This window comes from Pyxidicoccus xibeiensis, from assembly GCF_024198175.1.
Classification (GTDB): Bacteria; Myxococcota; Myxococcia; order Myxococcales; family Myxococcaceae; genus Myxococcus; species Myxococcus xibeiensis.
On sequence record NZ_JAJVKV010000029.1, the window covers coordinates 1 to 20,471 of the forward strand.

Sequence of the window (20,471 nt, forward strand, 5' to 3'; positions counted from 1 at the left end):
AACACGGAAGTTAAGCCCTCCAGAGCCGATGGTACTCCGCGGGAAACCGCGTGGGAGAGTAGGTCGCTGCCGGATTCTTTTTGAAGACCCCCGTTACCCTTCTGGGTACCGGGGGTTTTCTTTTTTCCGCGTGCCTGCCTTTGGCACCGCGGGCCCGTGCGTCTCGCCGGGGCCCGGGTGGCGCTACGGGACGCGCAGGATGACTTTTCCGACGGTGCCCCGGCCTTCCAGCTGTCGGTGGGTCTCGGCGGCCTGGGCGAGCTCCAACACCAAGCTAGGCTTCCGCATGTCTGTGTTTGGCGCTTCGGCCCTCGTGCGCCGCGCCGGTGCTCGTGCGGCGCTGGGGACGCACAGCGCGACTTCACTGCCGGTGCCTCGCCCGTCCGCCTGGCGGGACCTGGGCGAGGTTGCGTACGCGTCATGGTCGCACTCGTAGCTGGCCTGCGGTGACTTGACGCGGCGCGCTCCCCAGGCTCGGCGGTGAAGTCTCGACAGCCAAGTCCGGCGACCGCCTCGGGCCGCAGGTGCCCCGGGTGTCAGTTGGTGGCCGGCAGTGCGGCATTCCACCTTCCCAGCACCTGGTAGGCCTCCTCGTCATGCTGGCCGCCCTGCGAGCCTCTCCTGGGCGCCTGGCACCATGACTTCAGCGACGGCTGGACCCCTCGAAAAGCGTGCTGCCTTGCGTCGTGGAGGCACCGATTCCGGAGTCGCTCCCCACAGGGTCGGGTAGGGCTCAAGATGCCGGATTCGTTGAGGATTCGGGCATGGGTGCGAGTTTGACTCGCCGTTCAGGCTGGGACTAGAGTCCAGTCCTCCGCCCGGTCTGAGCACCGCCTGCCGCGGTGCACACCCCCCGGCGCCGGACTGCTCCACGAGATGAAGAAGCCGACCATTTTTGGGAAGTATCTGCTCCTCGAGCGCGTCAACGTCGGCGGCATGGCGGAGGTGTTCATCGCGAAGGCCTTCGGCGTCGAGGGCTTCGAGCGCATCTTGGCCATCAAGAAGATCCTCCCGACGATGGCCGAGGACGAGGAGTTCATCACGATGTTCATCGACGAGGCGCGGATCAGCGTTCAGCTGAACCACGCCAACGTCGTGCACATCCACGAGCTCGGCAAGCACGAGGACGCCTACTTCATCGCCATGGAGTACGTCGCCGGGCGCGACGTGCGGACCATCCTGGAGCGCTACCGTCGCCGCAAGGAGATCATGCCCACCGCGCAGGCGGTGTTCATCATCTCCAAGCTGTGTGACGGCCTGGACTACGCCCACCGGAAGAAGGACGCACGCGGGCAGGACCTGCACATCATCCACCGTGACGTGTCGCCGCAGAACGTCCTCATCTCCTACGAGGGCGAGGTCAAGGTCATCGACTTCGGCATCGCCAAGGCGGCCAACCGCTCGCAGAAGACGCAGGCCGGAATCCTGAAGGGCAAGTTCGGCTACATGAGCCCGGAGCAGGTCCGGGGCATGCCCATCGACCGGCGCAGCGACATCTTCGCAGTGGGCGTGCTGCTGTACGAGATGCTCACGGGCGAGAAGCTGTTCGTCGGCGAGTCGGACTTCTCCACCCTCGAGAAGGTGCGCAACGCCGACGTCCCGCTGCCGCGCGAGTTCAACCCGAACATCCCTCCGGGGCTGGAGAAGGTCGTCCTCAAGGCGCTCGCGCGTGAGCCGGAGGAGCGCTACCAGTGGGCGTCCGACCTGGCCGAGGACCTGATGCGGTTCCTCCTGGCCGGCGATGCCATCTACTCGTCCAAGCACCTGTCCTCCTTCATGAAGGAGGCTTTTGCCGAGGACATGCTCCGCGAGTCGGAGAAGATGGAGCGCTACGCTGGCATCGAGCGCCCGGACCAGATCGAGACCTCGGGCGTCACCGTGCCGCCTCCCGCGCCGCCGCGGCCGTCCTCGCAGGTCAGCAAGCGGGTCCCTCCCCCCGCGGTGGTGGTGACCGGCTCCCCTGCGGGCCGCGCGCCCACCGCTCCCGCCGCGCCCGCTCCGGGCTACATCCCGCCTCCCACCGCCGAGGAGCTCGCGGAGATGGACGGCGGTGGCGCCGACAAGACGCAGATTGTCGACTCGACGCAGACCTTCCGCGCTCCCGAGACGCGCATCGCGGACAGCAGCGTGGTGGTGGACGACAGCATCACGGGTCGTTCGGAGAACCCCATCCAGACGGGGAGCGGCGGCACGGCTTCCGCCTTCAACTACCGGGACCCGCCTCCCGAGCCCGGGCCGAAGAAGGGCAAGAGTGGCCCCAAGGCCCAGGTCGTCATCAGCAGCGATGACGGAGAGGCCTACGCGGGCGCCACGATGATTGGCCCCGCGCCGACCGCGCCTCCCTCCCGCTCCCGGTCCGAACAGGAGCATGAGGAAGAGGCCACGGGCGACATCCCCGTTCCGGTGGCCGGCAGGAGCAGCCGGGCCCAGCCGCGGGCGCAGCCGCCCCGGCAGGCGAAGCCGGCCTACGACGAGCCGCAAGACGATGCGCTCTCCGGTCGCGACGGGCCTGACGACTACGCCGATGAGGACGCCCGTCGGAACGACGAGCAGGATTATCAGCAGGAGGAAGAGGTCACCGGCTCCGTGCCGGTGGCCCCGCCCGTGGCCGCGAAGAAGGGCGCGAAGCCCGTGCCTGCCCCGAAGGCCAAGGTCAAAGCCAAGGTCCCCGCGAAGGGCAAGCCGTTCGTCGCGAAGAACCTGCCCAAGCCGGTCCTGTTCGCCGCGGCGGCGGGCATCGTGCTCGTGCTGGTCGCCATCGGCGTGGTGGCGCTCAGTCCGCCCTCGGCAGGCGAGGTCACCTTCATGGTGTCCCCCGCCAATGGCGCACGCATCGAGGTGAACGGCGAGGAGGTCCAGCCCAACACGCTCCTGTCGCTCGCCCCCGGTCAGTACCGCGTCGTCGCCACCGCTCCTGGCCATCAGCGCAAGGAGAAGCTGGTGGAGGTCGCCGCCGGCAAGCGCGAAGGCGTGTCGCTCATGCTCGAGCCCATGGCGGAGCAGCCCGCCGGTGGCCAGCAGCCCGAGCCCGGTACGCGCCCCGGGGCGGGCCAGGTCACTGTCGCTCCCGGCAAGACCGAGCCTGGCACCCAGCAGCCCGGGGCGGGCAAGGACCCGGAGAACACCCCTCCCTCGGGGACGACCGTGTCTCCGGGCAACACGGAGCCCGGCGCGGGTGAGCCGGCCGGTACCGTGGCGCAGAAGCCCCGCGAGCCCGAGAAGACCCCCGAGCCCGAGACAGCGCCTGAGCCCGAGACGCCTCCCGAGCCGAAGAAGGTCGCTGCCATCTTCGAGGGTGATGAAGAGGCGGAGATCGTCGTGAACGGCAAGCGCCTGGGGCGCACGCCGGAGGCGCGGATGGCGGGCCTGGAGGTCGGCAAGACGTACCGGTTCACCGCGAAGCGCGCCGGCTACAAGACCTACGAGGGCCGCTTCACGGCCGATGGCAGCCGCGACGAGATGAAGGTCGCCTTCGAGCTCACGAAGGAGCCCGAGCAGATCGTGCGCGAGCCCGCGCCGCGCCCGACCCCCCGGCCCACGCCGCCGCCGCCGACTCCCAAGGTCAAGCCGGGCAAGGTGATGGGCAAGTTCGCGTGCAGCACCAAGCCGGCTGGCGCGGACATCCTCGTGGACGGCAAGAAGACGGGCCGCCAGACGCCTGTTCCGCTCAGCAGCCCATTGATGCTGCCGGTGGGGAACCGGAAGGTGTCCTTCAAGCTCAACGGCAAGACGACCAAGCCCGTGGTGGTGGCCATCACCGAGGACGGTGTGGCCAAGCTGCTGAACGTGCCTATCGAGTGAGGGGGCGGGCATCCGACACCCTCTTCGATTGTTCGATGAAGTGGGGCTCCGGCGCGGTATGACGCCTCGCCCGCGACGCTACAAAGCAAGGTGAAGCGCCATGCAATCAAACCAGACCCGGGGCAAGGCTGAGACTGGCCCCGCCCGACAGCCGTTCACCTATCCGCTCCGCAAGGAGTTCGTGGAACCCGACTGGCGACGCCTGCCCGGGTACAAGGACGTCACGGCGGCGGAGTGGGAGAGCGCCATCTGGCAGCGCAAGCACACCGTCAAGAACCTCAAGGAGCTGAAGGCCGCTCTCGGCCCGCTCCTGCCCGAGGACCTCGCGGCGAGCATCGAGCGGGATCAGCGTGAGCGCGCGACCATGTCGCTGCTGCTTCCGCCGCAGATGCTCAACACGATGAACGAGCAGGACCTGTGGAACGACCCGGTGCGGCGCTACATGCTGCCGGCGTTCGCGGACCGGCTCACCGAGTGGACCAACCACCCGAAGGCCAGCCGCGACAGCCTCCACGAGCAGGACATGTGGGTGGTGGAGGGCCTCACGCACCGCTACCCCACCAAGGTGCTGGCGGAGATGCTGCCCACCTGCCCGCAGTACTGCGGCCACTGCACCCGCATGGACCTGGTGGGCAATGACGTGCCCCAGGTGCAGAAGCACAAGTTCGGCATCGGCCAGAAGGAGCGGTACGAGCAGATGCTCGACTACCTGCGCCGCACGCCGACGGTGCGCGACGTGGTGGTCTCCGGCGGTGACATCGCCAACCTGCCGATTCAGTCGCTCGAGCCGTTCGTCAGCGCGCTGATGGACATCCCCAACATCCGGGACATCCGCCTGGCCTCCAAGGGCCTGATGGCCATTCCGCAGCACTTCCTCCAGGACTCGGTGCTGGCCGGTCTGGACCGGCTGGCGAAGAAGGCCGTGGAGCGCGGTGTGGACCTGGCGTTGCACACGCACGTCAACAACGCCGCGCAGCTCACGCCGCTGGTGGGCAAGGCCGTGCGCAAGCTGCTCGACATGGGCTTCCGCGACGTGCGCAACCAGGGCGTGCTGCTGCGCGGGGTGAACGACAGCGCGCAGTCCCTGCTGGACCTGTGCTTCACGCTGCTCGACCACGCGAAGATCCTGCCGTACTACTTCTACATGTGCGACATGATCCCCAACAGCGAGCACTGGCGGCTGTCGGTGGACAAGGCGCAGAAGCTCCAGCACGACATCATGGGCTACATGCCGGGCTTCGCCACGCCGCGCATCGTCTGTGACGTGCCCTTCGTCGGGAAGCGCTGGGTGCACCAGATAGCCGAGTACGACCGCGAGCGCGGCATCTCCTACTGGACCAAGAACTACCGGACGGGCATCGAGGCGAACGACCCCGACGCGCTCGACCGGAAGTACGAGTACTTCGACCCCATCGACAGCCTGCCGGAGTCCGGCCAGGCCTGGTGGCGGGAGCAGCAGAAGGCCGCGTGATGGACTCCTCGGCGCTACCGGCGGTCCGGCCGCCGGAGCCTGGCACCGCGCCGCGCCCCTCTCTCAGCGCAGAGGGGCGCCAGCGCCTGTTCCCCACCGCCACCGACGCGGAGTGGGCGGACTGGCGGTGGCACCAGCGGCACGCCGTGCGAGGCCTGGAACAGCTCGAACGCTACGTGCCCCTGACGCCCGATGAGCGTGCCGGCGTCCAGGAGACGTCCGCGCTGTTCCGTATCGGCATCAGCCCGTACTACCTGTCGCTCATCGACCCGGAGCATCCGTTCTGCCCGGTGCGCATGCAGTCCATCCCCGTGAGGGCCGAGGCTCGCATCCGTCCGGGCGAGCTGGCGGACCCGCTCGGCGAGGACAAGACGCGCCCCGAGGAGTGCATCGTCCACAAGTATCCGGACCGGGTGCTCTTCCTCGCGTTGGACACGTGCTCGGTCTACTGCCGGCACTGCACGCGGCGCCGCATCACCCAGGGCGGGGTGGCGGAGCTGTCCAAGGAGCAGCTGCGCCGGGGCATCGAGTACGTGCGCAACCACCCCGAGGTGCGCGACGTGCTCATCTCCGGAGGCGACCCGTTCCTGCTCAGCGAGCCCCGCCTGGAGGAGCTGCTCGGCCCCCTGAGCGAGATTCCCCACGTGGAGATGATTCGCATCGGCACCCGCGTCCCGGTGTGCCTGCCCATGCGCGTCACCGATGCGCTGGCCCGCACCCTGCGGCGCCATGCGCCCGTCTACGTCGTCACCCACTTCAACCACCCGAAGGAAGTGACGCCAGAAGCGCGTGAGGCGTGCGAGCGCCTGGTGGACCACGGCGTGCCGGTGGAGAACCAGGCCGTGCTGATGCGGCGGATCAACTCGGACGCGCGCATCATCAAGGAGCTGTCGCACGTGCTGCTGCGCAGCCGCGTGCGGCCGTACTACCTGCACCAGATGGACGTGGCCGAGGGCTGCGAGCACCTGCGCACGCCCATCTCCAAGGGCCTCGAAATCCTCGAGCAGCTCCGCGGGCACACCACCGGGCTCGCCGTGCCGCACCTGGCGGTGGACCTTCCGGGGGGCGGCGGCAAGGTGACGCTCCAGCCGGACTACGTCATCGAGCGCGGCGAGCACGAGACGGTGTTCCGCAACTTCAAGGGCGAGCGCTACGCGTACCCGGAGCCGGAAGAGACGGACTGCGCTTGCCCCTACGATGACGTGTGGCAGGCCCGGGCCCCGCAGTACCGGTACCGTAAGGGCTGAGCGGCGGCGGTGCGGCTCCCACGGAGCCGCGCGCCTCTACCGCTTCGACTTCTTCCTCTTGATGCCCTGGGAGCTGGCGCGCGCGGGGGCCCGCTTCGCGGGCTGCTCCTTCTGCGCACTGGCGACCTCCGCGGCAGGTGCGGCGCCAGCCTCTCCCGGGAGGCCGACGTCGACGATGGGGCCGGCGCCCTCGACGGTCTCCAGCTCCACCGGGTTCTCGTTGCTGAAGCCCTCCTGGACGGGGATGTCCTCGGGGGCCAGCGCGGCAGGGGGCTCGGGCGGCTTCGCGGCCTGGGCTGCCTGCTCCTGCAGCCGCTGCTCCTCGGCCTTCGCCCGGGCGTTGTCCTCGGGCGTCATCCGCGCCTCGTAGCGCGCGTAGTCCTTCGCCGACACGCCATGCTTCTCCAGCACCGCCGCCGAGGCGGCCTGCTGCTTGTCGACGGCCTCTCCGCGCTCCTCGTTGCTCATCTCCGAGGGCTTGCGGTTGCCGAACTCGTCGTTCACCTTCGACAGGGCCTGAGACTCGTCACGGCGGATCTGCGCCACCTTCTCCGGCGACAGCTCGGCGTCTTGCGCCGCGCGGGCGAGCCCCGGGAGGACGAGCCACGAAGCGGCCAGCAGCAATGGGAGTCGGGTGGTCATGGCGGGGCGCCTCGGTCGAGACCGTGGGGACTCCCTCCATCTAAGCACGGGACTCCCCAGGCTGCACCGGTGGAGCGTGGGGAATGGACGCGGCTCAGCCGCCACAGCGCGTGCAGCCGTCCTTCGCGCTGGAGCACTGCTCGCGGCCCTGGGCACAGCGCGGCGGAAGGTCATCCCGGTCCGGATGGCGGTCCACCAGCGCGCACAGCTCCTCCGCCACCGAGCAGGTCCGCACCGCCACGTCACACTGGTCCGTGCATGACAGGTCGTCCTGCTGGACGCGCGCGCTCAGTTCCTCCAGCCGCGCGGAAGCCGAGTCGATGGCCGCGTCGTCATCTCCGGCGACACGGCCGTCCACGTTCTTCGCGCAGCCGGCGAGGGCCAGGCCGGCCAGGAGCATCCACAGGGCAGGGGAGGGAGCAGGCATGCCCTCCCCCATATGCGCCCGCGCGCCGTCCCGTCCAGCGCGCCCCAACAGCTCACCGCCCACGGGAGTGGCGTGAGGGCATCACGTTTCGGAGGGCAAGGCGCGTACCCGGGGACCCGGTCAGGGGGGCTCCAGGGAAGGGCCTTGCCGTGGAAGCCGCACGGCTCGGGGCGCCCTGCCAGGCGAGCGTCCTGCCGTCACCGCGGGGCCGGTGCCGAGCGGACCGGAGGACGCTGCCTGCGAGGGGGCTCCTCCGGCCGCGACAGGTACAGGTACGCCGTCAGGGCGAGCAGCGCGGCCACCGCGAGCCGCCTCAGCCATTCCTCCCGGCGCCGGTGCGGTGAGGCCGCGTCCTCTCGCGACGCCAACTCCAGTCCTGCCGCCACGTCGTGCCCTGCCGCTCGCAACCTCCGGCACACCTCGGCCACGGGCACCAGCGCCGCGGGAAGCGGCGCGTCCTCGCGTAGCAGGGCTTCGGCCAGCATCCTCGCCCAGGCAGCCTCTTCGTCGTCCCCCGCCGGCTCACGCGCGGGCAGCCCCACGTCGCGCGCCAGGACCACGGCCGCGCGCAGCAGCAGCACCGAGATGGCCGAGGTCGACACTCCGTAGAACGTCGCGCAGTCCTCCTGCGAGCGCCCCTCCACCAGGCGGCGGTTGAGCAGCGCGGACGGGCGGGGCTCCATCGCTCGCAGGGCCGCGATGAGGACCGTGGGGGACAGGCGGGGGGCGTCGGGCTCGGGAGACGTCACGGGCTCTGCATCCTGTCCCATCCGCCGGTCGTTTTCTTGAGGCTTGCACCCATGCCCCTACACTCCCCGTCCATGTTGCGACCTGTTGCGCTCGTCCTGCTGCTGCTCGCCCCCCTGCGCGCGCTCGCCGTGGAGACCCTGCGCATCGCCATCGAGGACGCTGGCGGTGACGTGAAGGTGAGCGGCCGCGGGCTCGCGTTCGGTCCCGACACCGAAGACGCGGCCTTCACCCCCATTCCCTCCGGTCAGGCCGCCATCCGGCGCCGGGGCGGAAAGCTGGAGGTCAATGGCGCGCCCGTGGTCGGCGACTCCGTGCGCTTCCGCGCCGGTGTCCAGGCCACCGACGACTCCGGCGTCCCGGGCGAGGAGCCCCTCAAGGCCGGCGGCGCCCAGGTGCGCGGCGACGTGGTGGTGCGCCCCCACCGCGATGGACTCCAGCTCATCAACGTCATCCCCCTGGAGGACTACCTCGCCGCGGTGCTCGGCAGCGAGATGCCCGTGTCCTTCCCGCCCGAGGCCCTCAAGGCCCAGGCCATTGCCGCCCGCACCTATGCCCTCCAGAAGAAGCTGGAGGCGTACAGCAACCCGTTCCATCTGGGCAGCAGCGTGCTCCACCAGGTGTACGGCGGCGTCAACCGCGAGGACCCCCGCACCCGCGCCGCCGTGGAGGCCACGCGCGGCCAGGTCCTCACCTACGAGCTCGCGCCCATCGAGGCCTACTTCCATGCCTCGTGCGGCGGCCGCACGGAGTCCGGCCATGACGCCCTCCAGCGGGACCTGCCGTACCTCCAGCCCGTCGACTGCCCCTGCGGCAGGCTCCCCGCGAGCCGCTGGAAGGCCTCCCTGTCCGACGCCGAGGTGAAGTCCGCCCTCCGCCACTCCGCTCAGGGCCTGCGCGTGGCCGGCCGCACGCCCACCCGCCGCGTCACCCGCGTCACGCTCGGGGACGGCGCCTCGATGGGCGGGGTGGAGCTGCGGCGCCGGCTCGGCTACACGCGCCTCAAGAGCCTGGACTTCGACGTGGATCGCACCGACCGCGGTTATGTGTTCTCCGGACGCGGCTATGGCCACGGGGCCGGGCTCTGCCAGTGGGGCGCCAAGGCCCTCGCCGACAAGGGCCGGACCCATGGGGAGATCCTCTCCCACTACTACCCCGGGGCCGAGCTGCAGCAGCTCTACTGATGCTCCCTCCGTCGACGCGCTTTCCGCGGCGGCGCGGGGGCTGCTACAAGCGCCACCCCCGTGTCGTCCCGCCTCTCTGACTACGACTTCGCGCTGCCCGACGCCCAGATCGCCCAGGCTCCCCTGGCCGCGCGGGATGCCTCGCGCCTGATGACCGTCAGCCGCGCCACCGGTGCTCGCGCCCACCGACGCTTCACCGAGCTGCCGGAGCTGCTGATGCCGGGCGACCTGCTCGTCCTCAATGATGCCCGCGTCATCCCCGCGCGCCTGCTCGGCCAGAAGGCGGGCACCGGGGGGCGGGTGGAGCTGCTGGTGGTGCGGCCCGCCGCGTCCACCACGCTCACCTCGGCCGCGCTCGGCGGTGCCCCCGAGTCCCTCGACTGGATCTGCCTGGGCCAGGCCTCCAAGGGCCTCAAGCCCGCGCAGCGCCTCACCTTCGCCGGCGGCCTCGAGGCCGAGGTGCTGGAGGCGCTCGGAGGAGGGGAGTACCGCGTGCGCTTCAGCGCGCCCTCCGGGGCCTCGCTCGCCTCGCTGCTGGAGGCCGCCGGCCGCCTGCCGCTGCCGCCCTACATCACCCGCGAGCCCGACGCCGCCGACGCCGAGCGCTACCAGACCGTCTACGCGCGCGCCTCCGGGGCGGTGGCCGCGCCCACCGCGGGCCTGCACTTCACGGAGGCCCTCTTCTCGGCGCTGGAGGCGCGCGGCGTGCGGCGCGCGCACGTGACGCTGGACGTGGGGCCGGGCACCTTCCTGCCGGTGCGCGAGGACGACCTCGACAAGCACCACATGCACCCGGAGCGCTACACCGTGCCCGAGGCCACCGCGCGCGAGGTGAACGCGGCCCGCGCGGAGGGCCGCCGCGTGGTGGCGGTGGGCACCACGGTGGCGCGCACCCTCGAGTCCGCCACGGACCCACGGACGGGCCGGCTGCGCGAGGGGCCCGGGGAGACCACCCTCTTCATCCGCCCCGGCTTCACCTTCCGCCAGGTGGACGTGCTGCTGACCAACTTCCACCTCCCGCGCTCCACGCTGGTGGTGCTGGTGAGCGCACTGCTGGGCCGCGAGCGCACGCTGGACGTCTACGCGGAGGCGGTCCGCGAGGGCTACCGGTTCTTCAGTTACGGCGACGCCATGCTGGTGTCGGAGTGAGCGTCATGGACGACAAGCAGCAGGCAGGGCAGCGCACGGAGAAGGGCGACACGCGGGTGGCACCGGGACTGGTGCGCTTCGAGCTGCTCCACGAGGACACGGGCACCAAGGCGCGGCGGGGCCGGCTGCACACCCCCCACGGGCCCGTGGAGACGCCCATCTTCATGCCCGTGGGCACCGTGGGCAGCGTCAAGGGCGTGGGGCCGGATGACCTCGTCACACTCGACGCGCAGATCATCCTCGGCAACACCTACCACCTCATGCTCCGCCCCGGAGAGGCGCTGGTGGGAGAGCTGGGCGGCCTGCACCGCTTCGTCTCCTGGAACCGGCCCATGCTCACCGACAGCGGCGGGTTCCAGGTCTTCAGCCTCTCCGAGAAGCGGAAAATCACGGAGGAGGGGGCCACCTTCCAGTCGCACCTGGATGGCGCGCGGCACTTCCTGACGCCGGAGCGCTCCATCGACATCCAGGAGACCCTGGGCGCCGACGTCATCATGGCCTTCGACGAGTGCCCGCCCTCCACCGAGGACCGCCCCTACCTGGAGGCCTCCCTGGCGCGCACCACCCGCTGGCTGCACCGCTGCGTGAAGGCGTGGAGCCGCGAGCGCTCCTCCCTCTTCGGCATCGTCCAGGGCGGCCTCCACGAGGACCTCCGCAAGCGCCACGCCGAGGAGGTGTGCGCGGTGGACCTGCCCGGCTACGCGCTGGGGGGCTACTCGGTGGGCGAGGCCCCCGAGGCCATGCATGCCGGCGTCGCCTTCTCCGCGCCCCTGCTCCCCCGCGACAAGCCCCGCTACCTCATGGGCGTGGGCACCCCCGTGGACCTCGTCACCTGCGTGGAGCACGGCGTCGACATGTTCGACTGCGTGCTGCCCACCCGCTGCGCACGCAACGGCCTGCTCTTCACCTCGGAGGGCAAGCTCGTCATCCGCAACGCGGCCTACGCCCGGGATCCTCGCCCGGTGGACCCTGCGTGCAACTGCTACACCTGCCGCAATTTCAGCAGGGCCTACCTCCGGCACCTCTTCGCCGCGCAGGAGCTGCTGGCCATGCGGCTCAACACCATCCACAACCTCGCCTACTTCCTGGGGTTGATGGCAGAAGTCCGACGCGCGGTGTCGGAGGACCGGTTCGCCACCTTCGCCCGGGAGTTCCGGGAGCGTGCCCGGGCCCAGGAAACCGAACGGACCCGTGGCCGCTGAGCGGCCGACGGGTTTGCACGGGTTCCCGCGTTCACTTGCTCACATGGGAGCCCCTTGCTAAGAGGGCCCCCTTTCGGATGGGTTCCTCGGGCAGTGTGGGGGGCCGCCCATCTCGTGCCTTCCTCAACCGACGAGGCAGTTTGTGGCTGAGAGCTTTCTGATTCTGGCGCAGGCCGGCGGTAGCGGTAACCCGCTGGGCACCCTGGGTTTCCTGGTCGTGCTCGTGGGCATCATGTACTTCGTGATGATTCGCCCGCAGCAGAAGCAACTGAAGGAGCACCGGGCGCTGCTCGGTGCGCTGAAGAAGGGTGATGAGGTCGTCACCACGGGTGGACTCCTCGGGAAGATCCACCAGGTGGATGAGCGCACGGTGACGCTGGAAGTGGCCAGCGGCGTGCGCCTCCGCGTGCTCAAGACCGCCATCAGCGCCAAGGGCACTGTGGTGGAAGGCGCCCCTGCGGCGGCCGCCGAAGCGAAGAAGGAGGACAAGTCATGAACCGCGGCTGGTGGTGGAAGTTCGGACTCATTGTCGCGGTGACGCTGGGGACCATCTGGTTCCTCATCCCGACCTACTATTCGCTGGTGCGGATGGACCGGGACAAGCGCAACGACCTGGCCGCCATCGAAGCGGCGATGCCCCCGGGGTCGCCCCCCGCGAAGTACCGCCTCAACCTGGGGCTGGACCTGCAGGGCGGCATCCACATGGTGATGCGCGTCGACACCAAGACGGCCCTCCAGAAGCGCACCGAGCGCCGCGCGCAGCAGATCACCGGCTACATCAACGACAAGAAGCTGGGTGAGGTCACCGCCGACACGGACCCGGAGCAGCTCCGGCTCTCGCTGACGGCCAAGGACCCGGCGACGATGGACGCCATCGAGAAGGAGGTCGTCGCCACCTTCACGGACTTCAAGCGCGTGGGCCGCGAGGGCGGCACGCTGGTGCTCGAGCTGGACGAGGGCCAGGCGAACTTCTTCCGCGAGGACGCGGTCAACCAGGCGATGCTCGTCATCCGCCGCCGCATCGACAAGTGGGGCGTGGCGGAAGTGGACGTGCGCAAGCTGGGCACCGACTCCATCCAGATTTCGCTGCCGGGCCGCAGCAACCCGGAGCAGGCCAAGGAACTGGTGGGCACCACCGCGCAGCTCGAGTTCCGGATGGTGGACGACAGCAACCCGCAGTTCTTCGCGCAGATGCTGCAGACGACGCCGCCGCCGCAGGGCAGCAACATCACCCTGACGGAGGAGGGCGGCTTCCCGCAGCTGGAGTCCCCGTCGCGCGAGGCGCTGCTGGCCTACGCCAAGGACAAGACGCCCGCCAACCGCGAGGTGCTCACCGAGTGCATCGCCAACCCGGTGAAGAAGAACGAGTGCGCGTCCTACCGCAGCTACCTGGTGGAGACGAACGTGCCGCTGACCGGCGAGAGCCTGTCCGGCGCGGACGCGTCCCTCAGCCAGCTCAACGAGCCCGAGGTGAACCTGTCGTTCGACCCGGCGGGCGCGCGCGAGTTCGAGAAGCTGACCGAGGCGGGCGTGGGCCGCCGGATGGCCATCGTCCTGGACGACAGCGTCCACACGGCGCCGAACATCAACGAGAAGATTGGCGGCGGCCGGGCCCGCATCACCATGGGCCGCATGGGCGCGCGGTCGTTCGAGGAGTGGCTGGGCGAGGCGCAGACGCTGGCGCTGGTGCTGAAGGCGGGCGCGCTGCCGGCGCCGGTGACGGTGGGTGAGATTCGTCAGGTGGGCGCCAGCCTGGGTGACGAGCTCATCAAGAAGGGCAGCCTGGCGGCCATCGTCGGCCTGGGGCTCGTCCTGCTCTTCATGGCCGTCTACTACAAGCGCTCGGGCATGATCGCGAACCTCGCGCTGGTGCTCAACGGCCTGCTCATCCTGGCGGGGCTGGCGTTCTTCAACGCCACGCTGACGCTGCCGGGCATCGCCGGCTTCGTGCTGACGCTGGGTGTGGCGGTGGACGCCAACGTGCTCATCAACGAGCGCATCCGCGAGGAGCTCGGCCACGGCAAGACGGCGCGGGCGGCGGTGGACCAGGGCTATGACCGCGCGTTCTGGACCATCTTCGACTCGCACGTGACGGCGCTCATCGCCGCGTTCATCCTGTTCTTCACGGGCACCGGGCCGATTCGTGGCTTCGCCACCACGCTCATCGTGGGCCTGCTGGCCTCGCTCTTCACGTCCATCGTGGTGACGCGCACCATCATGACGTACTTCGTCCACGGTCGTAACGCGCAGACGGTGTCGGTCTAATCGGCCGAGCACGGGAACGAACCGCCATGCAGATTCTCAAGAACAAGACGAACATCGACTTCATCGGCAAGCGCAAGCCGGCCGTGTTCCTGTCCACCGTCATCAACCTGCTCATCATCATCGGCATCGCCGCGTTCGGGTTCAACCTGGGCGTGGACTTCGCCGGCGGCACGGTGGTCGAGGTGAAGTTCAACCACGACATCACCGCGGAGCAGGTCCGCGAGCGCGCCCAGAAGGGCGGGCTCCAGGACGTCAGTGTGCAGAACATCGGCGGCGCGTCGGAGAACGCGTTCCTCATCCGCATGGGCGGCGTCACGCAGCTCAACGAGGAGAACGCGGCCAAGGCGAAGGCGGCCATCGAGGGGCTGGGCAGTGTGCGCAGCGTCAACTCGGACCTGGCCAACGGCATCATCAACCTGCGCGCCAACACCGCGCTGGCGCCCGACGCCATCAAGAAGGCGGTGGTGGGCAGCGGCACCGGCGTGCAGGAGGTCCGCGAGCTGGGGGAGTCCCAGAGCGGCGGCTTCGACTACCAGGTCGTCGCCAGCGGCATGGCGGACAAGGTGAACGAGGCGCTCAACCAGGGCCAGGCGCAGCCGGACTTCGAGCAGCGCCGCGTGGACTACGTGGGCCCCCAGGTGGGCAAGCAGCTGCGCAACCGCGGCATCATGGCCCTGCTGTACTCCATGGTCGCCATCCTCATCTACGTGGCGTTCCGCTTCGACTTCAAGTTCGGCCCGGGCGCGCTGCTGGCCATGGTCCACGACGTCATCATGGTCGCCGGCTACTACCTGGTGACGCGGCGCGAGTTCAACCTGACGGCCATCGCCGCGCTGCTGACCGTCGTCGGCTACTCGGTGAACGACACCATCGTCATCTACGACCGCATCCGTGAGGACATGGCCAAGTTCAAGGGCAAGCCCTTCGCGGAGGTCATCAACATCGCGGTCAACGACACGCTGGGCCGCACCATCCTCACCTCCACCACGACGGCGCTGTCGCTCATCGGCCTGCTCATCTTCGGTGTGGGGGAAATCTTCGACTTCGCCGCCGCCATGCTGGTGGGCATCGTCGTCGGTGTGTACTCGACCATCTACATCGCCAGCCCGCTGACCATCTGGCTGGACGAGCGCGCCGCGGCGAAGGCGGCCCGCGCGGGTGGCGGTATCGACAACCAGCAGCCCAAGGTGGCGTGACGCTCGCGCCTCCCCGGCGGGAGGCACGTGAGACACGACGAGGGCCCTGTGCTCCCACGAGTGGGGAGTCAGGGCCCTCGGTGTTTTCAGCGCCAGCCGCGCGTCACGTCAGAAGCGCGCGCCCAGCGTGAGGGATGCGTCCAGCAGGCCGCCATCGTCGTCATCGGCGTCCACGGGCACCTCGGCGAAGCCCTCGTTGAGGAGGACACGGTAGGTGGTCCGGAAGCCCGCGGTGAGGGCGCCGCTGTTGAACTCCACGCCAGCCGCCAGCGGCACCTCCTGCATGGTGTCCGAGCCGTAGAGGTCCGCCGCCGCGCCGCGCACGTCCACGTAGGAGATGCCCAGGCCCGCGCCCACGAAGGGGCGGATGGCCGTGAGGAAGGGCGGAGAGAGCTTCAGCAGCGCGCTGCCGCCCTGGCGCACGAGCGAGGGCTCCTCCAGCAGGCGGACGTCATCCAGCCCGTTCTGCGAGCCCTCGTAGCCCAGCTCGAAGCCGAGGAAGGTCGTGGGCTGCACGTTGAGCGTCACGCCCCAGGCGGGCCCGGTGCTCGTCACGTCACCCAGCCCTCCGGTGTAGTCGCCCACACCGCCACGGAGGAACACGTTGACGTCTCCCCGCTTGCCCTCCTTGCGTTCCTGCGCGGACGCGGTGCCCGCCGCGGCCAGGGACATGAGCAGCGCACCCGTCCAGATGCCTCGTCCAAACATTCCATCCTCCTGTCAGGTGGTGTGCGGCTCAAGCTGTGCACCGGCTGTCCGCCATGCCCCTCGAGAGCAGGCGAACGGACGGGCGCATGCCTGAACCTCCGTTCAGGAAGGGAAGTGTCGTGCCCAAGGTTGACCTTCCCTCGTCAGACGTCTGAGGTACTGTCTCCTTGTCAAGAATTCGTCCCGGCGACCTCCCCACCAGGGAGGGGCCGAGAGGGGTGCTGCGCGTGCGGTGGTTGCTTCCAGACGTGGTCGACGAGGAGGTGGCGTCCCTGGCCGGGGAGCTGTCGCTCCATCCGCTCGCGGCGAAGGTGCTGCTGCACCGTGGCTACCGCACCCCGGAGGCGGCCTCCGCGTTCCTGTCCGACAAGCTGGCGGACCTGCCGGACCCGTTCCGGATGAAGGGGATGCCCGCCGCGGTGGAGCGGCTGACGCGCGCGCTGCGCACGCGGGAGAAGGTCACCCTCTACGGGGACTACGACGTGGATGGGGTGTGCTCCACCTCGCTGCTCTACCTGTTCCTCAAGGAACTGGGCGCGCCTCCCGCCACGTACATTCCCCACCGCCTGGACGAGGGCTACGGCCTCAACCTGGCCGCGGTGGAGCGCATCGCCGCGGACGGCACGCGGGTGCTGGTGACGCTGGACTGCGGCATCACCTCCGTGGCGGAAATCACCCGCGCGAAGGAGCTGGGCCTGGACGTGGTGGTGGTGGACCACCACACGGTGCCGCCCACGCTGCCTCCGGCGGTGGCGGTGCTCAACCCGCACCAGCCCGGCTGTGAGTACCCCACCAAGGCGCTGTGCGCCGCGGGCGTGGCCTTCAACTTCTGCATGGGCCTGCGCAAGCGGCTGCGCGACGACGGCTTCTTCGCCACCCGCAAGGAGCCCAACCTCCGGTCGATGATGGACCTGGTCGCGCTGGCCACCGTGGCGGACGTGGTGCCCCTCACCGGCGCCAACCGCATCCTGGTGTCCCATGGCCTCCTGGAGCTGGGCGCCGGCCGCCGGCCGGGCGTGAGGGCCCTCAAGGAGGTGGCGGGCATGGACCCCGACGCCTCCGTCACCGCGGGCCAGGTGGGCTTCCGCCTCGGGCCCCGCATCAACGCCGCGGGCCGCCTGCATGACGCGTCGCTGGGCCTCCAGCTGCTCTGCTCGGAGTCGCCGGAGACGGCGCGCTCGCTGGCGCAGGTGCTGGACCGGGCCAACGCGGAGCGCCAGGGAATCGAGAGCAGCATCCTCACGCAGGCGCTGGCCCAGGCCGAGGAGCGCAAGGACGCGCGCGGCTTCGTCCTCTACGACGAGGGCTGGCACCCGGGCGTCATCGGCATCGTCGCCTCGCGCGTGGTGGAGCGCTACTACCGGCCCACCGTCATGGTGGGCGTGAAGGACGGGGTGGGGAAGGGCTCCGCGCGCAGCATCGAGGCCTTCCACCTCTACGACGCGCTCAGCGGCTGCTCGGAGCTGCTGTCGAAGTTCGGCGGCCACAAGCACGCCGCCGGCCTCACCGTGGACGCGGACCGGCTGCCCGCCTTCCGGGAGGCCTTCGAGAAGATTGCCCTCCAGCGCCTCTCGCCCGAGGACCTCATCCCCCGCTGCAAGGTGGACGCGGTGGTGCACCCGCACGAGCTGGACGCCAGCGCGGTGGAGTCGCTCCAGCGCCTGGGGCCCTTCGGCCAGGGCAACCCGGAGCCGGTGCTGGTGCTGCGCCGTCAGGTGGCCCGCCCCCGCGTGCTGCAGTCCAAGTCGGGCAGCGGCAACGGCCACCTCAAGCTGGCGCTCGCGGACGCGCCGGAGCTGGATGCCATCGGCTTCGGCATGGCGGACCGGGTGACGCTCGTCGAGGGCCCGGTGGACCTGGCCTTCCAGGCCGGCTTCGACACCTTCCGGGGCCAGCGCAAGCTGTCGCTGCGCCTCAAGGACCTGCGCAGGGCTGCATGAGGCGCGCCGGGGCTACGCAATCCCCCAGCGCACCCGGCCCGGCGTCATCAGCGCGCCGACGCGGGCCAGCTCGTTGAAGCGGAAGCGCTCCGCCTGCCGCTCGAAGGTGTGACGGCACCGCTCCGAGCAGAAGAAGTACCGGCGCTTCTTGTACTCCGCGGTGGGCTGTCCCTCCGGTGTGTCCAATTCCTTCCCACACACGGGATCCAAGTGCCGCCCCTGTCCCTGCTGCACGCCCTTCATCACTCGCCTCCCGACCCCCAGGGGGCTGAAACCCCCACCCGAAGGTTGCCACTCAGCAGGAGGCGTGCCAGTCCCCACCTCCTTGGGACAGCAAGGAGCCGAGGGGCTGGGGAGGATGGAAGGGTGGAGTTTTTTCCGGTGCCGCCCCCACCCTGAAGGGCAGGGGCGGCGCGCGCGGAGTGTTCTTCAGAAGGCGGTGCCGAGGCTGCCGCCGAGGAAGAAGTCGTTCATGTAGCCGCGGCGGAAGGCGAGGGCCTCCACGCGGAAGGCGAGGCGGAGGTTGCCGCTGGACGTCAGCCTGGGGCGGCCTCGGAAGCCCACGCCGCCCTGGAGCACGGGCTTGAGGCCGTTCACCTTCGTCACGTCCGCGTCCACGGTGATGGAGGTGGCCTGGTAGGCGAGGCCGCCACCCGCCTGGGCGAAGAAGCCGAAGTCGGACTTGCCGAGCTTCAGCTCATAGGCCGGGGCGATGGTGAAGTAGTGGAGGCTGGTGTCGCCGGAGATGAACGCGGTGCCGTCGCTGAGGCCGCCGTAGGTCCACCGGAGGTCGGCCCACAGGGCCTCGCGCAGTGCCTCGTTGTCGAGGATGCGGCCGAACTCCCAGGTGGCGCGCACGCCGAGCCCCAGGAGGTTGTCGGAGAACTCGCCGCGGGAGCTGTCCACCAGCAGGGCGCCGGCGATGAGCTCCACGGCCACGCCCAGGTTCGGGTCATCCAGACCGGACATGCGCTGGAAGTCGCCGTCCTCGCCCTCCTGCTCGGACACCTCGCGGAACTCGTCCGTCTGGTCCACGGGCTCCGGGCGGTTGTAGTCGTCGTCGCTGGAGCGGGAGGACTCCTCGTCCGGGGTGGCGTAGGGGTCTTCGTCTTCGTCCTGCGCCAGGGCGGGGGTGGAAAGAATGAGGCCGCCCAGGAGGCAGCGTACGAGCCAGGTCTTCACGGGGTGGGTCCTCATTCTTCGGGGGGCAGCAGGGTGCACTGGGTACCGCCGTTGGCGCTGGCCGGGCACATGTTGGGGTCGGTGCCCACGAGCTGCTCGCGGGGAATCTGCAGGTGGTCCATCAGCTCGTTGCAGACGGCCTCCTTCAGGCGCAGGTCCGTGATGTGGGTGATGATGGCGCCCGCGGCCACGGCCAGGGTGAACTTCGTCTGGTCCGACAGGTTGTTCTTCGCGAGCTGGAAGAGGCCGGGCTTCTTCGGGTCCTCGTCGTTGTAGGCGGCGACGATGGAGCGGATGAGCACCTCGCGCTGGCCGGTGTTCTCCCCCGCCTGGTAGAGCGCGCTGGCGAGCAGGGTGCCGACCTCGTACTCCTTGCCGGCGCCGCTGAACTCGCCCAGGTTCATGACCCGCAGCTGCTCGCGCAGGGCGGACGTCATGCAGCGGCTGGTGTTGGACAAGTCCCGGTTGGTGGTGATCTGCCCGTACGTCTCGCCGTGGAAGGACGTGGAGAAGAACTTCGCGTCACACCCCTTGGTGGAGCGGCAGGTGCTGCCGTAGGCGTGGTAGTCCGCCAGGCCCTCGTCGAAGGCCTTGAGGATGTTGGCGCCCGGGCTGGGGCCCGCCGAGGACGACCAGAAGGACAGCGCCTCCGGGATGGGGCTGCCGCCGTAGGCCTTCAGGTTGAAGACGCGGTGCGAGTACTCGTGGGCGATGATGCCGGCGTTGATGGCCAGGGGCGCGCGCTGGAGCTTGTCGAACGGCAGCACCATGAACGACTCCATCAACGAGAAGTAGAGGGCGTTGTCGAGCAGCGGGTCCTTGTCCACGTCCGCGATGACGAACTCGGGGAAGTAGTACGTCGTGACGGGCTTCTTGAAGTCGGCCGCCGGGACGTTGCCCACGTTCTGGAAGTAGTCGAAGGCGCGCTCGAGGTTGTAGTACGCCGTCACCATGTTCCAGGTGTGGAAGTCCGCCGGCCACAGGACGCCGCCCTGGTCGATGTAGCTGGCGCTGACGTCGTAGCCCTCCTCCTTCAAGAGGGCGGCGGCGATGGCCTCGGGCGTGCGAGCGGTGGCGAGGTCCTGGTCTTGCGAGTCGAAGACGATGCGGGCGCCTCCCCGGAAGTCGGCCACGGAGCCGTTGAGGCCGACGATGTCGGAGATCGTCTTGAGCTCGACCTCTTGAGGGGCGTACTCGCCGTTGCTGTTGAGCACCAGGGCGCTGACCTTGACGGGTGCGCTCGATTCGGGCGCGCAGCCGACGCCCAGGCCCAGCACGGCGGTGGCGGCAATGACTGTTCGGAGCATGAC

Annotated in this window: 17 protein-coding genes and 1 rRNA gene; 11 read left to right on the forward strand and 7 right to left on the reverse strand. The window is 69.8% G+C overall.

Translation table 11 applies throughout. The annotated features are described in order from the left end of the window. The 4 genes from rrf to LXT23_RS48320 all read left to right on the forward strand — a co-directional run. Nucleotides 1-75 (forward strand): 5S ribosomal RNA (gene rrf / locus LXT23_RS48305); the annotation flags it as partial. Nucleotides 76-876: 801 nt separating this feature from the next. Further along, nucleotides 877-3,801 (forward strand): serine/threonine-protein kinase, encoded by a 2,925-nt coding sequence (locus tag LXT23_RS48310; RefSeq protein ID WP_253987336.1) that lies wholly within the window; start codon nt 877-879, stop codon nt 3,799-3,801. Between the two features lie 100 nt (nt 3,802-3,901). Then, nucleotides 3,902-5,272: a KamA family radical SAM protein gene (locus tag LXT23_RS48315; protein WP_253987337.1), complete on the forward strand. Its 1,371-nt coding sequence runs from the start codon at nt 3,902-3,904 to the stop codon at nt 5,270-5,272. Then, entirely contained in the window at nt 5,272-6,519 is a 1,248-nt protein-coding gene (locus LXT23_RS48320; protein WP_253987386.1) for a KamA family radical SAM protein, read from the forward strand. The genes LXT23_RS48315 and LXT23_RS48320 overlap by 1 nt, the downstream gene beginning before the upstream one ends. A 36-nt stretch (nt 6,520-6,555) precedes the next feature. Here LXT23_RS48320 and LXT23_RS48325 read toward each other — a convergent pair whose 3' ends face one another. The 3 genes from LXT23_RS48325 to LXT23_RS48335 all read right to left on the reverse strand — a co-directional run bounded on the left by LXT23_RS48325 (nt 6,556) and on the right by LXT23_RS48335 (nt 8,337). Beyond that, nucleotides 6,556-7,161 (reverse strand): hypothetical protein, encoded by a 606-nt coding sequence (locus LXT23_RS48325; RefSeq protein ID WP_253987338.1) that lies wholly within the window; start codon nt 7,159-7,161, stop codon nt 6,556-6,558. 94 nt (nt 7,162-7,255) lie between these two features. After that, complete coding sequence (locus LXT23_RS48330; protein ID WP_253987339.1) at nt 7,256-7,588, reverse strand: hypothetical protein; 333 nt, start codon at nt 7,586-7,588, stop codon at nt 7,256-7,258. Nucleotides 7,589-7,785: 197 nt separating this feature from the next. Beyond that, the gene (locus LXT23_RS48335) at nt 7,786-8,337 is read right to left on the reverse strand and encodes a hypothetical protein (protein WP_253987340.1); all 552 of its coding nucleotides are present in this window, start codon (nt 8,335-8,337) and stop codon (nt 7,786-7,788) included. A 72-nt stretch (nt 8,338-8,409) separates the two neighbouring features. Here LXT23_RS48335 and LXT23_RS48340 point away from each other — a divergent pair, with 72 nt between their 5' ends. The 6 genes from LXT23_RS48340 to secF all read left to right on the forward strand — a co-directional run bounded on the left by LXT23_RS48340 (nt 8,410) and on the right by secF (nt 15,331). Continuing rightward, nucleotides 8,410-9,519, forward strand: a complete 1,110-nt coding sequence (locus LXT23_RS48340; RefSeq protein WP_253987387.1) for a SpoIID/LytB domain-containing protein — start codon at nt 8,410-8,412, stop codon at nt 9,517-9,519. Nucleotides 9,520-9,579: 60 nt separating this feature from the next. Further along, nucleotides 9,580-10,668, forward strand: a complete 1,089-nt coding sequence (gene queA / locus LXT23_RS48345) for a tRNA preQ1(34) S-adenosylmethionine ribosyltransferase-isomerase QueA (RefSeq protein WP_253987341.1) — start codon at nt 9,580-9,582, stop codon at nt 10,666-10,668. Between the two features lie 5 nt (nt 10,669-10,673). Next, nucleotides 10,674-11,870: a tRNA guanosine(34) transglycosylase Tgt gene (tgt, locus tag LXT23_RS48350; RefSeq protein ID WP_253987342.1), complete on the forward strand. Its 1,197-nt coding sequence runs from the start codon at nt 10,674-10,676 to the stop codon at nt 11,868-11,870. 142 nt (nt 11,871-12,012) lie between these two features. Then, nucleotides 12,013-12,366 carry a preprotein translocase subunit YajC gene (gene yajC / locus LXT23_RS48355; protein ID WP_253987343.1) on the forward strand — a complete coding sequence of 118 codons (354 nt, stop codon included), beginning with the start codon at nt 12,013-12,015 and terminating at the stop codon, nt 12,364-12,366. Beyond that, nucleotides 12,363-14,135, forward strand: a complete 1,773-nt coding sequence (gene secD / locus LXT23_RS48360) for a protein translocase subunit SecD (RefSeq protein WP_253987344.1) — start codon at nt 12,363-12,365, stop codon at nt 14,133-14,135. Before yajC ends, secD begins: the two co-directional genes overlap by 4 nt. 26 nt (nt 14,136-14,161) lie before the next feature. After that, nucleotides 14,162-15,331 (forward strand): protein translocase subunit SecF, encoded by a 1,170-nt coding sequence (gene secF, locus LXT23_RS48365; protein ID WP_253987345.1) that lies wholly within the window; start codon nt 14,162-14,164, stop codon nt 15,329-15,331. Between the two features lie 108 nt (nt 15,332-15,439). Here secF and LXT23_RS48370 read toward each other — a convergent pair whose 3' ends face one another. After that, nucleotides 15,440-16,039 carry a hypothetical protein gene (locus LXT23_RS48370; protein WP_253987346.1) on the reverse strand — a complete coding sequence of 200 codons (600 nt, stop codon included), beginning with the start codon at nt 16,037-16,039 and terminating at the stop codon, nt 15,440-15,442. Nucleotides 16,040-16,266: 227 nt separating this feature from the next. Between LXT23_RS48370 and recJ the strand changes: the two genes are divergently transcribed. Next, nucleotides 16,267-17,979 (forward strand): single-stranded-DNA-specific exonuclease RecJ, encoded by a 1,713-nt coding sequence (recJ, locus tag LXT23_RS48375; protein WP_253987347.1) that lies wholly within the window; start codon nt 16,267-16,269, stop codon nt 17,977-17,979. A 12-nt stretch (nt 17,980-17,991) separates the two neighbouring features. Here the strand turns inward: recJ and LXT23_RS48380 are convergent, their stop codons facing one another. The 3 genes from LXT23_RS48380 to LXT23_RS48390 form a co-directional block, all read right to left on the reverse strand. Then, nucleotides 17,992-18,222, reverse strand: a complete 231-nt coding sequence (locus tag LXT23_RS48380) for a YHS domain-containing protein (RefSeq protein WP_253987348.1) — start codon at nt 18,220-18,222, stop codon at nt 17,992-17,994. 186 nt (nt 18,223-18,408) lie between these two features. Beyond that, nucleotides 18,409-19,161: a hypothetical protein gene (locus tag LXT23_RS48385; RefSeq protein WP_253987349.1), complete on the reverse strand. Its 753-nt coding sequence runs from the start codon at nt 19,159-19,161 to the stop codon at nt 18,409-18,411. An 11-nt stretch (nt 19,162-19,172) separates the two neighbouring features. Next, nucleotides 19,173-20,468: a hypothetical protein gene (locus LXT23_RS48390; protein ID WP_253987350.1), complete on the reverse strand. Its 1,296-nt coding sequence runs from the start codon at nt 20,466-20,468 to the stop codon at nt 19,173-19,175. Between the last annotated feature and the right edge of the window lie 3 nt (nt 20,469-20,471).

Excerpts from the sequence above, each read along its gene's own strand:
- LXT23_RS48310 (WP_253987336.1), top strand. The coding sequence starts at position 877 with ATGAAGAAGCCGACCATTTTTGGGAAGTATCTGCTCCTCGAGCGCGTC.
- LXT23_RS48315 (WP_253987337.1), top strand. The coding sequence starts at position 3,902 with ATGCAATCAAACCAGACCCGGGGCAAGGCTGAGACTGGCCCCGCCCGA.
- LXT23_RS48320 (WP_253987386.1), top strand. The coding sequence starts at position 5,272 with ATGGACTCCTCGGCGCTACCGGCGGTCCGGCCGCCGGAGCCTGGCACC.
- LXT23_RS48325 (WP_253987338.1), bottom strand. The coding sequence starts at position 7,161 with ATGACCACCCGACTCCCATTGCTGCTGGCCGCTTCGTGGCTCGTCCTC.
- LXT23_RS48330 (WP_253987339.1), bottom strand. The coding sequence starts at position 7,588 with ATGCCTGCTCCCTCCCCTGCCCTGTGGATGCTCCTGGCCGGCCTGGCC.
- LXT23_RS48340 (WP_253987387.1), top strand. The coding sequence starts at position 8,410 with ATGTTGCGACCTGTTGCGCTCGTCCTGCTGCTGCTCGCCCCCCTGCGC.
- tgt (WP_253987342.1), top strand. The coding sequence starts at position 10,674 with ATGGACGACAAGCAGCAGGCAGGGCAGCGCACGGAGAAGGGCGACACG.
- secD (WP_253987344.1), top strand. The coding sequence starts at position 12,363 with ATGAACCGCGGCTGGTGGTGGAAGTTCGGACTCATTGTCGCGGTGACG.
- secF (WP_253987345.1), top strand. The coding sequence starts at position 14,162 with ATGCAGATTCTCAAGAACAAGACGAACATCGACTTCATCGGCAAGCGC.
- LXT23_RS48370 (WP_253987346.1), bottom strand. The coding sequence starts at position 16,039 with ATGTTTGGACGAGGCATCTGGACGGGTGCGCTGCTCATGTCCCTGGCC.
- LXT23_RS48380 (WP_253987348.1), bottom strand. The coding sequence starts at position 18,222 with ATGAAGGGCGTGCAGCAGGGACAGGGGCGGCACTTGGATCCCGTGTGT.
- LXT23_RS48390 (WP_253987350.1), bottom strand. The coding sequence starts at position 20,468 with ATGCTCCGAACAGTCATTGCCGCCACCGCCGTGCTGGGCCTGGGCGTC.